At 62.4% G+C, this 11,834-nt stretch carries 10 protein-coding genes and 4 pseudogenes; 2 read left to right on the top strand and 12 right to left on the bottom strand.

Going from position 1 to position 11,834, the window contains the following annotated elements; genetic code table 11:
- Positions 1-502: pseudogene (locus ACXYMN_RS19470) on the top strand (hypothetical protein); the annotation flags it as partial.
- Positions 503-789: 287 nt separating this feature from the next.
- Here ACXYMN_RS19470 and ACXYMN_RS19475 read toward each other — a convergent pair.
- The 3 genes and pseudogenes from ACXYMN_RS19475 to ACXYMN_RS19485 all read right to left on the bottom strand — a co-directional run bounded on the left by ACXYMN_RS19475 (position 790) and on the right by ACXYMN_RS19485 (position 5,523).
- Entirely contained in the window at positions 790-1,518 is a 729-nt protein-coding gene (locus ACXYMN_RS19475) for a DUF736 family protein (protein WP_459015720.1), read from the bottom strand.
- 124 nt (positions 1,519-1,642) lie between these two features.
- Positions 1,643-1,945: pseudogene (locus ACXYMN_RS19480) on the bottom strand (hypothetical protein).
- Positions 1,946-1,959: 14 nt separating this feature from the next.
- Entirely contained in the window at positions 1,960-5,523 is a 3,564-nt protein-coding gene (locus ACXYMN_RS19485) for a strawberry notch family protein (protein WP_459015721.1), read from the bottom strand.
- On the opposite strand from ACXYMN_RS19485, the gene ACXYMN_RS19490 reads away from it, so the two are divergent.
- Positions 5,485-6,189 carry a hypothetical protein gene (locus ACXYMN_RS19490; RefSeq protein ID WP_459015722.1) on the top strand — a complete coding sequence of 235 codons (705 nt, stop codon included), beginning with the start codon at positions 5,485-5,487 and terminating at the stop codon, positions 6,187-6,189. The two genes, ACXYMN_RS19485 and ACXYMN_RS19490, sit on opposite strands and share 39 nt — an antisense overlap.
- Positions 6,190-6,323: 134 nt before the next feature.
- On the opposite strand, the gene ACXYMN_RS19495 is transcribed toward ACXYMN_RS19490, so the two are convergent.
- The 9 genes and pseudogenes from ACXYMN_RS19495 to ACXYMN_RS19535 form a co-directional block, all read right to left on the bottom strand.
- Positions 6,324-6,476, bottom strand: coding sequence for a StaA (locus ACXYMN_RS19495; RefSeq protein ID WP_299793466.1), 153 nt, complete (start codon positions 6,474-6,476; stop codon positions 6,324-6,326).
- A gap of 249 nt (positions 6,477-6,725) precedes the next feature.
- Positions 6,726-7,244 carry a type II toxin-antitoxin system YhaV family toxin gene (locus ACXYMN_RS19500; protein WP_459015724.1) on the bottom strand — a complete coding sequence of 173 codons (519 nt, stop codon included), beginning with the start codon at positions 7,242-7,244 and terminating at the stop codon, positions 6,726-6,728.
- Positions 7,241-7,567, bottom strand: coding sequence for a type II toxin-antitoxin system PrlF family antitoxin (locus ACXYMN_RS19505; RefSeq protein WP_459015726.1), 327 nt, complete (start codon positions 7,565-7,567; stop codon positions 7,241-7,243). The genes ACXYMN_RS19500 and ACXYMN_RS19505 overlap by 4 nt, the downstream gene beginning before the upstream one ends.
- Before the next feature lie 126 nt (positions 7,568-7,693).
- Positions 7,694-8,347 (bottom strand): DUF6927 domain-containing protein, encoded by a 654-nt coding sequence (locus ACXYMN_RS19510; protein ID WP_459015728.1) that lies wholly within the window; start codon positions 8,345-8,347, stop codon positions 7,694-7,696.
- Entirely contained in the window at positions 8,347-8,940 is a 594-nt protein-coding gene (locus ACXYMN_RS19515) for a regulator (protein WP_459015729.1), read from the bottom strand. The genes ACXYMN_RS19510 and ACXYMN_RS19515 overlap by 1 nt, the downstream gene beginning before the upstream one ends.
- Before the next feature lie 76 nt (positions 8,941-9,016).
- On the bottom strand, positions 9,017-10,999 hold the full coding sequence (locus ACXYMN_RS19520; protein ID WP_459015730.1) for a ParB/RepB/Spo0J family partition protein: 1,983 nt from the start codon (positions 10,997-10,999) through the stop codon (positions 9,017-9,019).
- A gap of 152 nt (positions 11,000-11,151) precedes the next feature.
- Positions 11,152-11,541 (bottom strand): DUF3768 domain-containing protein, encoded by a 390-nt coding sequence (locus ACXYMN_RS19525; protein WP_459015731.1) that lies wholly within the window; start codon positions 11,539-11,541, stop codon positions 11,152-11,154.
- 87 nt (positions 11,542-11,628) lie between these two features.
- Positions 11,629-11,709, bottom strand: a pseudogene (locus ACXYMN_RS19530) (DUF6330 family protein); the annotation flags it as partial.
- A 22-nt stretch (positions 11,710-11,731) separates the two neighbouring features.
- A pseudogene (locus ACXYMN_RS19535) lies at positions 11,732-11,834 on the bottom strand (IS110 family transposase); the annotation flags it as partial.

The raw sequence follows: 11,834 nt of genomic DNA on the forward strand, positions 1-11,834 counted from the left end.
GGGCTCGCGGCGACAAAGTATTGGGCCGTTCACAGAAGCCGGATATACGTCAGCAATCGTGATCCTAAACCAGACCTTCCAAGACCGTTGCAATAAGGCGGGGTCCATATACATCCACACAGGGATTTCGCTCGACAATCTCGACCCAGAACTGCTGATCTGGGACATGCACCGCGGCCTAGACATTGACCCGTTGCCCAAGAAACGAGTGTGCCTTCAGTTCGTGTTCAATGATCTTGCGACCGCAAAGCAAAATAACTGGCTTCTGGTGGATCCAAATACCGGCGTTGAGGCTTGTTATACTGACCCAGGTCACGAAGTTGACCTCTACGCGGAAAGCCAACTGCGAACCATGACTGCAATATGGATGGGCGTCGATACCGTCGAGAAAGCGGTGGAAGGCGGACGGATGGTCCTGACGGGCACCCCCGAGATCGCAAATTGCATGCAGAAATGGCTTGGCCTCAGCCCCTTCGCCCACGAAGAACGGATGGCCAGTTGATACATCAAAGTGCTGGAGATGATGGAAGACGGAAACCACTGCGAAAGTGACGTCGCCTTGGTGACCAGTTGATCACCCACCGATGAGTATTCGGCAATTGAAACCTGAAAGCCGACATTAGCTGCATTGCGGAAATACTGCACTATGGGCTCTTCGGTTAACTTCGCTGCGAGTGACACGAACGTCTCAAACGCGCGCGGCGTTCATTCAACCAAACCAGAAAAGCAAAAGGGAACCGTGGTCCACGGCTCCCCTTTCGGTTCAGATTGGCTCCCCTCGCGCGCTGATCACGCGACCAGCGATAGCCCCGCGCCTGCGTCCTGCGGCTGCTCACCGCTGTCGATGAACGGGATGATCGAGAAGGTCTGCCCGCCGCGCTGTTCTTCGTTCTGCACGGCGTTGACGCGCAAGTCGCCATCGGGCGTGTTGATCAGCAGCGACAGGTAGTCATTACCCGTGCGGCTGCTTTTCGCCATCCAGGCCGAGCCGACGCGGATCGGTGTGCCCCGGGGCGAGCTGACCTCGATGCGGTAATCGGGGTGGGTCTCTTCGGATTTGTAGCTGTTCTCGATCAGCATGAACTCCAGATCGAACATCATGTTGGCGATGTAGCCGGTGAAGGCGTTGTCCGCGTCCATCGCGGTGAGCTCGCCCGAGATCGAGCCGGATTTCATCAGGCCGTTTGAGACCAGCGGGATGATCTCGAATTCGCCGCTCTGGACCGCGCGCGCCTCTTTGGTCTGCACCGCGTTGACCCGGAAGGGGCCGAGGCCGACATCGATCTGCATCGAGATGTAGGGGTTGCCGCTGGTGTTGCCGGTCTCATTCCAGGCCGTGCCGATGCGCACCTTGCGGCCCGACTTGTTGATCGCCGTCACGTCGTAATCGGGGCTGCGCGCGGAAATCTTCGAGCGGGTTTCGAGCTGGATGGCGATGTCAAAGCGCGTGGAGTGGATCATGCCGGTGTACTGAGCGGCTGCGGTCTCGACATTGCGGGTGAGGGTTCCTGCGAACATGGGATGGTTCCTTTTCGGTTGGTCAGTGCCTGACGTTCTTGCCAGCGCATCCGGGATTGCTTTCTTGACCCCTTGAGGGATCACAAAACAGAAAGCTCGCTTTCCTTTCAGCCCGGCCCACGGGTCAGAGCTGCCGTCCGAGTGGGAATGCCCCCGCGCCTCCGGGCGCTACGCCCCTCCCCTGCCCCTGTCATCTTGATTGGCCGCCCGGATTTTCCGCGCCGTCCTACAATCGCGCGATGAAGAACTCCGCCTCTTTGCCGTTCAACCGTTTCCCTGCCCGGTCGGTCAGACCAATGCAGCTGCCGTTCGGCAGATAGCTGATGAGGTACTGATCGAGCCGGTCCTTGTGCACAAGATTGCCGGTATTGGCCCAGTGCACGGTCTGCCCGGCATCGACGGCCGACTTGATGTCTTCGAGAGTCATGATCTCACCCTTCCCTATTCTGCTGCCACAGACGCGGCGTGTGGCAGCTGCCCCACGATCCGGGCCAGAATGCTGACCGTGTCGATCCCGTCCCCATGCGGCAGGAACACCCGCAACTGGAAAGCGATGATCTCGGTGAAACAGCCCATTGCCTTGAGCCCTTCGATCATGCCTTTTTCGGCACCGCCCAGCTCGAGGCGCATCCCGCCTGCGACGCGGCGACGGGTCAGCGTCAGACCCCGGCCCAGATCGAGTGGCGCGGTGGTGCCGAGGGCGGCGGTCAGCATCTCCTGCGGTGTTTGCGGGTTGGACACGAGGAAGCGGGCGCGCAGCGCCGCTGCCCCTTCCTCACTGAGCGTGCGCCCGATCATCGCGGTCGCCCCGTCGGGCGTGACCCGGTAGATGCGCTCATTGGTGGTCGGAATGTCCTTCCAGATCGGCAGGAGCAGCCCGGTCAGCAGATAGAGCTTGGTCGTGGTGGTTTTTGGCAGGGACGCAGCCTCGGCATCCCAAAGCCGTGCAAACTCAGGCTTGCCGATCTCTTCCCAGGCCGAGGACTCGAACCGCGTCTCCTCTAGATAGCTCGACCCGTTTGGCCGCACCGCCTTGCGCATCAGCGTCACGATATCCTCGTCATACATCTGCATCGGGCGCGCCGAGATGAGCGCCGCGCGACCCGAGGCGCGATTGACCATGGGCAGCTTGTCGGGATTGCGCGACATGGCTTCCTTGGCGCTCAGGACATGGACCGGGTCGGTGACCTCAAGCCCGATAATCCGCGTCACGGCGCCGGATTTCGGGCAGGTCCAGAGATCCTCGTTGGAGACCTGTTCGATCTTTTCGCCACGCAGGGTTTCCACGCCGAGATCGAGCGTGCCTGCCGCGTGCGCCCGTTCGGTCTGATCGGCAATCCGGCGCATGAACTCGGCAAAGAGCGCGTTCTGCATGTGGATGGGCAGCGCCAGCACTCGGTTGAGAAACCGCTGGATCGGGGGAAGCTCCTCAAGGAGCACGCCGTCCTTGTCGATCAGCCGCAGCGCGGTCCAGTCGGTGAAGCTCTCGCAGCTCATCGCCTTGGCGCGCCCGGCGGCAAGATCGGCATAGTAGCCACGCAATGCCGCCCGCGCGATCGGGCGTTCGAGATTGTCCTCCTCGCGGAACATGCCTTGCGAGCCGGTCTCGCGCTGGCCCTTGGTCAAGGCCCCGAGCTGGTCGAGGCGTTTGGCTATAGTCGAGGTGAAACGTTTCTCGCCATGCACATCCGAGGTGCAGACCCGGAAGAAAGGCGCGCTGACCTGGGCCGAACGATGCGTGCGGCCGAGCCCCTGGATGGCCGCATCGGCGCGCCAACCGGGCTCCAGCAGGTAGTGGCGCCGACGCTTCTGGTTCTTGGCCGTTTGCGCTGAATGATAGGACCGGCCCGTCCCGCCCGCATCGGAGAAGATCAGGATATCCTTCTCCCCGTCCATGAAGGCCTGGGTCTCGGACGAATTGCTGCTGGCGGCGCGCTTTTCGATGAAGAGATGACCGTCCTCGGCCTTGAGCGGCCGGAAAGACCGGCCCGTGACTTCTGCCACGACCTCATCGCCAAAGGCCCAAAGGATCTGATCCAGCGCCGAAGGGATCGGCGCCAGCGTCATCAGCTCCATCATGGCGGCGTCGCGCAGGGCGAGCGCCTCGCGCGAGACGACCGGCGCCCCATTGGCATCCCGCAAGGGCTCGGCCACCATGTTGCCGTCGATCTCGACCAGCTTTTGCGCATGGATCGGGAATGCCTGCTCGAGATAGCCGAGAACATAGTCGCGCGGCGTCAACGCACCCTCGACCAGTTCATCCTCGGGGTCCACTGTCTCAAGCCGCCGTTTCAGCAAGCTCTCTCCCGTCGAGACCACCTGGATGACGCAAGCCTTGTTCGCCGCCAGATCCTGCTCGATGGCACGGATGATGGTCGGCGCCTTCATGCCCATCAGGAGATGGTTGAAGAAGCGCTGTTTCGTGCTTTCGAAGCGGGATTTGGCCGAGGCGCGTGCGGCCGAGGCATTGGTCTCGCCCGAGGCGTCATTGACGCCAGTCGCTGTCAGCGCCGCTTCAAGATTGTGGTGGATCGTCCGAAACGCGCCCGCATAGGCGTCGTAGATCTCGATCTGGGCCGGGGTGAGCGCGTGTTCGAGCACGTCATACTCCACCCCATCAAAACTGAGGGCGCGGGCCGTGTAGAGCCCGAGCGTCTTGAGATCGCGCGCCACCACCTCCATGGCAGCGACACCGCCGGCTTCCATCGCCGAGACAAAGCTCTCGCGGCTCGGGAAGGGGTATTCAGGCCCTTGCCCCCAGAGCCCCAGCCGCGCGGCATAGGCGAGGTTGTGCACGCTCGTGGCGCCCGTGGCCGAGATGTAGAAGACGCGGGCGCGTGGTGCCGCAAGTTGCAACCGCAGGCCCGCGAGGCCCTGCTGGGAGGGTTTGATCCCCCTGCCCTGCTCGGACCCGGCCGCGTTCTGCATGGCATGGGCCTCGTCAAAGGCCAGCACGCCGTCGAAGTCTTCGCCCATCCAGTCGAGGATCTGGCTGAGCCGCGTGGTGCCGCATTTGCCCGCCGAGCGCAGCGTTGCGTAAGTCACGAAGAGGATACCGTCGCCCATCGGAATGGTCTGGTCGGGTTTCCATTTGGAGAGTGGCTGGATATCGGCGGGTGAGCCGCCGAGATCGGTCCAGTCGCGGATCGCGTCCTCGATGAGCGTGGCGGATTTGGAGACCCAGATCGCCTTTCTGCGTCCGGCCAGCCAGTTTACTAGGATGAGCCCTGCACATTCACGGCCCTTGCCGCAACCGGTGCCGTCTCCGAGGAAATAGCCGAGACGATAGGCCCGTGCATCGGGGTCATCGTCGGCGCGCGTCAGCTTGGTCTGGTCGTCATCGATCGCAAACCGCCCCGGCAGGTCACGTCCATGGGCATCATGCGCCATGATGATGGTTTCGAGCTGCGCCTCAGAAAGATGTCCCTCCTCGATCAACCGGGCAGGCAGACGCAATTCCGAACTGGCCGCGCATGAAGGCATGGGCGGCGCGACCGAGGCCATGGCGATGCTTTCGACCAGCGGCGTGGGATGTTCCTGCGCGCCCGCGATCGCGATCCGCTGCGGACGGTAGCGCGCATAGATATCCGAGACGGGCGAGTTGTCGCGCGGGACATCGAAGCTCGTGAAACTGAGCGGAAGAACGGCATTGGCCTCAGGCTTCGAAGCGGCGAAAGGCGCAGCGCTAAGCTTGCGCGGGGAAGATGATGGAATGACCGGCCGCCCGTGAGGGATCACCGCCGCCCTTTGGGCGGGTCGCATCTCAGGCCGGGTCGCGGCCACGGCGTCGACAAAACGAAGGGCTTCCTCAAGGTCCTGGACTATAGCGCGAATCATCTCGCCGTCCTCCTGCACCTTGTCGAAGACCATCAGCTGGGTTTCCACTGAGGTGCCGAGCTTGCGGTAGACCTGCCCCGGCATCGTCAGCGCCAGTCGCGGCGTCAGGAGACCGCAGGCGCGGGACCAATGCGCGGCGTCGCGTTCGAGCGTGAATCCCGGCGGCATGATCGCCACCAGTCGCCCACCGGGCGCGAGACGCTTTGCAGCCGCGATGAGATGTTTGGCAGCGATGTGCTTGTCCCGGGAGCGATCGACCGAGGAGGCGAAGGGCGGATTCATCACCACGACGTCGGGCAGAACCAGGGTCTGCAGCAGATCATCGATATGTTCGCCGTCGTGGCCTGTGACCTCTCCGCCGAAAACCGCGCGCAGGAGACGCTGACGAAAGGGGTCGATTTCATTGAGCACAAGCGTGGCACCGGCCCGGGTAGCGAAAGCAGCCAAGGCACCAGTGCCGGCGGATGGTTCGAGCACGGTCTCGCCCTTGCGGACCGCAGCCGCCCGCACGGCCAAGGCGGAAAATGGCAGTGGCGTGGAAAACTGCTGCAACCGGATCTGCTGCTCGGAGCGGCGGGTTTCCGTCAGCAGCTGGGACGCGAGGAGTTTTGCGGCGAAGTAATCATCCTCACTGCTGTCGCCACGCAGCAGCACCTGGACGGCCGCGGCCTGCATCAGGTCATAGGCCATGCGCCAGTCCCAGGCACCGCCGGCATCGCTGCCATGAAACGTCTCGCGCATGATGCGCGCAAGCGCCGAGCTGCGCAGGGGTTGGTGGTCGATCTCCGCGCCGATTTGCGCCAGCGCAGAGGTGAGATCAGCGTCGGAGATTGAGAGAGCCGGGTTTGCCGGTTTGGGCTTGGACATGGGGATTTCCTTTGGATCAGGGTCTGAGTTCCAAAGGACAAAAAGCCCTCTTTTGCTTTTCGGGGTGATGAGGTCAGACCGCGCTGACCTCCAAGGCTTGGTCAGGACTTGGGTTCGACCTGCCGCTTCGCATCAATCAATGCCTGTGCGGCCTGCATCACCTGAACCTGTGAAGTTCCAGCGTGTGCATCCTCGAGCGCGGCCTTTACCGTCATGCGAAACCACGCGTCATACGCATTCGCTTCAGCGGCCACGGACATACTCCTCGAGATCCATATCCAGCAGCTTGCCGAGGTCATCGGGCATGTCTGCAACGCGCACAGCAAATTGCGAATGCTTCCATTTCATCCGAGATGCGCCTTGCCCACCAGTGCCGAAGTACGGTTCTTCCTTACCCGTTGGGTCCATTGCGCTTCCTCCGACTATACTATGGGTCGATGCTACATCACCCAGAGTGGTGCCGTAAACGGCAAGGCCGTAAGGTTCACAGCTAACCGGGCCACTTACCGATCGGGCGCCGCTTCGACAGCCGTCTCGAACCGCTTGTCCGCCGCCGCTGCTTCTTTTAAGAGCGCGTCGAAATTGTCAGGTGGATTGCCATCTTCCAACATCCCTTTGAACGTCGCATAGGCATCCGTCTTGCTGCCATAGGCGCGCAGCGTCTTGTCGTCGTTCACCCAGGCCACCACGATGACCTTCGCATCGCTGTTGAACCGATAGAACAGCCGATACTGCTGGAAGAATTTCGCCCGGAACCAGTGCTTGCGGTGATCGCCGAGTGTGCCGCCTTGCCGGAAAGCGGCGGCACCCGGATCTGCCGGTATGGCCTCGGTGACCAGCTTGAAGATGGCGGCCAGCCGTTTCGTGGAATTTTTCTTGCGCCAGGTCTTGGGATCGCGTGCCTTACGCGCCTCGACCTCTTCGATCAGCCCTTCGAGCTGGTCCAGAAAGAGCGGATGCGCATAAATCGACCATCCGTTTACAACAAGGGGCGCTTGGGCGGGCTCGGTATCGCCGGTCATTCTTCCTCGAGCGAAAGCGGCGCATCGAGATCGACGTCAACGTCTCCGACCAGTGCTGCAAGACGGTCATGCAAAGCCCCATCGAACGCCCGAATGCGGTCCGGATGCGCCTTGATATCGGCCTCGACAAAATCGAGAAAGGCGCCGAGCGCGGGATCTTCCTCGTCGCTGCGCACGGGCTCGATATAGACCCTGCCACTCGGCTCGGTGCAGTAGCGAATCTGGTCGCCCTTGCCCAGCTTGAGCTGCTTGCGCACACCCGCCGGCACGGTCGTCTGATACCGATCCGTGAGTTTCGAGACATCTTGTGCGAGCGCTGTCATGGCAGTCTCCTGAAAGAAAGGGGGTCTTTGCTGCCTGCCATAGGTAATGCATTTGCATTGCCTTGTCAAGACAAGGCGCAGGATCTGCTGTCGCCGGGCAGGTCGATGAACCGTCCGGCGCAGGACCTAATCTCGCCTCGCCAGGAACTCCGCCAGCACCGGGCTGGCAGCACCTTTCGCGGAGCTGAGCAGCTCCGAGCCGGCAAGCAAGGCTTTCGAAAGCCGTACGAGACCACCGGTTTCCTCGATGTGGTAGCAGCGCCGCTTTTGGCGACCGCAACGATAATGCGTGGCCGTCACGATCTGGCAAGTGCTGCCACCGGTGAGCGTCACGGGCTTTGCGAGCCTGATCTTGTCGCCCTCCTCGTAGTCCGGGATCGCAGCCCAATCGCGGCAACGTTGCCGCCAGGCATGGGCATAGCTGTCGGGATCCTTGATCTCGGACAGCAGGTTCAGAATGCTTCGCGGCGCGCGGGATTCCACTGGGCCGGCGCTTTCCTCCATGTCCTTATAGCCCCAACAGCCGTCATCGTAGCGCGTGAAAAACACCGCCGCGAAGGTTATTGAGCCATCTTTGTCCGGCATGTAGGTGCGATCTTCGACCGGGGTGCCGTCGAGACTGGTGACCCTTGCCGCCGCATACCAGGTGGAGCCGACTTTGCAGGCTTTGACCAGTTCGGTTTTGCGCGTGTCACTATCGAAGGTGCAGAGCCGGGAAATTTCCGCCTTCTCATCCGCGTAGGATTTTATGCGGCGGTCGGTGTAGAACAGCCATCCCATCAGGCAGCCCTCCGGTCATCGATTTCCATCAGCGCATCGAGCGGCACGCGGTAGGGCTGCATGGCGTCAAAATCCTCGCAATTGCCGCAGTTCTGCACGATCGCGAAGGTATCGCAGGCATTCTTGAGGATGACCCGGAAGGTGCCGCCAAGACCCGAGGGCACTTCGTATGTCCCGCCGATGAGATAATCTGAGGCCCGGCGCACGAAGACGCGGATGCTGTGACCATCAGTGGCGAGCCGGATCGCCCCCCGCCCCCGGTCGATGAGCACCTGCACGTCATCCAGGATGTCGGTGTAAAATTGGCCGGTAAGATCGCGAAACGCCATGCGGCGCTGCGCCATCCAGTCCGTGTCCCAAAATGGGTTCATGCCGTCGGCAAAAGCGAAGGAGGGATCGGCCTGTTCGGTGGTGACGATACGGGTGGTCGTGCCATCGATGCCGTTTGAGCGCAGATGCACACCATTGCCGACGATCAGGATCAGGGCGGGCCTGTCCACGGGCCCGTTCCAGTTGGGCAGGAAGGTTTTGCAGGCGCGCGCATGGGCGATCTGTGCCGCAACAGCGGACGCAGAGAACTTGAGAATAGCCATGGGGATGTCTTTCCGTTGAGTGTGGGAGGGTCGACCCGCGCGGGTGGTATGGTCCACGCGCGGGTCGCGTGATGGCTCAGGCCGCTTGCGCGACCTCGCTGTCAGGCTCCGGGGTTTCCGCAGCGGGCTCCGCCTCATCAAAGGCGAGACCGGCCGTCTGCATCATAGGCGGGCACCAGGCGCCCACGGCAGCGCGCTGCGCGTCCGTGAGTGTGGCGAAAGGTTCGGCGAAGAGCTTGTCGCAGAAGGCGACGATCTCCTTCTTGCTCGACGAGGCCAGCGTCACCGCCTCCTGGGCGAGACCCAGATCCTCGCCGAGGATCTTCAGGAGCCAGGCCTTCTTGAAGCGATTGAACAGCGCCGCGTTCGGCGTCCAATACGCGCGAATGTCGGGCATGATCTCGATTTCGAACTCATACATCAGGCTGTCGCGCTGCCGGTCCCGCGCGAAGCAGGACTGCGTGGTGCTGGCCGTGGCATAGGCGACGAGCTTGGCCTTTTCACCCGCATTGAGCGCGCGAAACGCCGCGAATTGATCCGCAGGCGGGCGGGTGTCATCGAGCCACGAGAGGTCCAGCGCATTATGCGCCGCCGCCACCTGCTCTAGCGAGGTCTCGTCGATCTCGTCCATCTTGGCGTGGCTGCGGTATTCCTTGCGGGCATCGATCTTGATCGCCTGCGTGACACTCATGCCGCTGGCCAGAACGTCACTGACCAGCTTGAAGAGCGTCAGATCGAGCGTGGCCTCCGGATGCAGCGCCATCGCAGCGCCAAGGGCCATGGCCCGCTCGGTCTTGAGGTCCTCAGCCAGCGAGGCCGGGTAGGTGATTTCGCCGGCGTCCGGGGCCTCCTCTCCGGGCGGGCCAGCCGAGGAGCCGCGTGCGCCCTCCTCTTTGACGGTGTCTTCCGGGCGGACGAGGCCAACATGGAGGGTTACCTGCCCGCCCGACCAGGACGCGATCACACCAGACCGCGCGAGGTCCTCGGCGCTGTAGGCCTCCTGCAGATCGCGCGCTTCCTCTTCCAAGGCGTCCACACGGTCGTAGAGCGCATCGTAGGCACCGTCCTCGAGCCCCTCGCCTTCCATCTCGAGCTGCAATTTCTCAAGCTCGGCGGTGATCTCATCCACGCGCTTCTGGGCGGCCTCATCGGGCTCGATCGGGCCGGGATAGACGCGGCCATAGTTGGCCATGGTCGCGTAATCATAGCGCACCATCGCATCCGCCCAGGCAAAGCCACATTTTACGCGGGCTTCCTCGGCAGCGGCCCCGAGCTTCTCGAGTAGGATGGTCTCGACAAGAGCCGCATCCTCGAGCACGGAATGCTCTTCCAGGAGATTGGCCGCGATGGCCCCACCCCGCGCTTCGTAGTCCTCGCGCACAAAGGCCCCGATCTCATCGCTGACCTGCACCCCGCGGGACTTGAGAGCCTGACGGACAGTATAGGCCTGCAGGTAGCTGTCTTCCTTGGTCAGCGCCTCGAAGACTTCGTGCTGCACCTCCTGGCTGGGATGCTCGGCAAAGGCCTTCATCGTATCGAGTGTGATCGTCTTGGCCCGGGCCGCGGCGCGGATGTCGGGATGGATAAGGCCATAGCGCAACCGGCCTTTGACGGCGGCGACGGTGGTGCCGAAAGTCTTTGCGATCGTCTCGGGCGTCTGGCCGTCGACCTCCATCATCCGGGCGAAGGCCTCGAACTCGTCGATGGCATTCATCGGTGCCTGGGTGATGTTCTCGGCGAGCGACAGTGCCGTGGTGACGTCGCAGTCTTCCGGCACAAGGCGGCAGTCCACCTTGGTCTTCGCGGTGAACCCCTTCGCGGCCTTGTCAGCGACCAGCTCCTTCAGCGCGGCATGGCGCCGGCCACCGGCGAGGACAGCGTATTTGCCGTCGAGCTTCTGGACCAGGAGAGGCTGGAGCAGGCCCAGCACAGCGATGCTGGCTTTCAGATGGGCGATGTTCTCGGGGTCATAGGTTTCCGGCGCGTTGCTGCGCACATTGGCGGGATGCGGGACCAGATCGCCGATGGCGACGGTGAGAGGGGCAAAGCTTGTGGTCATGGGATATCCTTTCAGGTGGGTGAGATGCGGCCCGCGCGCTTGCGCGTGACCAATCCCCGGCTTCAGGGATCACCACGACAAAAGGCCCACTCTCCCTTTGAGGGTCAGTGGGCCTTCATCGCCTGGGGTTTCAGCAGGGGGTATCCCCTGCCCTACCAGTCGCGCGCCAGCATGATGGTCAGCACGCGCATGGTGGTGACGGGATTGTCCGGGGTCTCAGCCCCGTAGCGGAAATCCGAATCTGCCTCATAGAGATCGATCTTCCAGAATACGGTCTCGCACCGGATCTCGACCGCGCCGAAATCGTGCCAGCCTTCCGGGTCATTCTCAGGCTCGAATGTATCGAACGCACCAGTCGCCTTCACCGCCTCGGCCATGAAGCCATCGCCGGCCTCCATAAGCGAGCGGGTGACATGCATCCGGCCCTGGATAGGCTGCGCGGGCGGCACTCCAAGGCAGGCGAGCTTGCGAAACGCGTCGTTCTGCGCTGCGATCACACTCGGATCCGGACGGTCTGGCTGGGTTTGTGCAGTGATGGTCATTGGGCTCTCCCTTGAGATGTTGAAACACCCTTCCCGAAGTCCCCTTTTTCTTTTCCGTTTGGCGGATGAATCGAGGCCGAAGGCGCCTTACCCGAACAGCCCTCTGGCTCTGTAGTTCGGGTTGGGGATGGTTTCGATCCAGCCGCCCTGTTCCTTGATCGTCTCGAGCGCTGCCGAGTATCCGTTATGATCAAGCGGGTTCTTGTGCCCATTTTCGGCCGTCTCTAATCAATGCGTTTGCCAGGACGACGAGCTTCCTCATGACGGCTGTCACCGCGACTTTGCGCGGCTTG

The sequence above is a fragment of the Roseivivax sp. CAU 1753 genome (assembly GCF_054482575.1).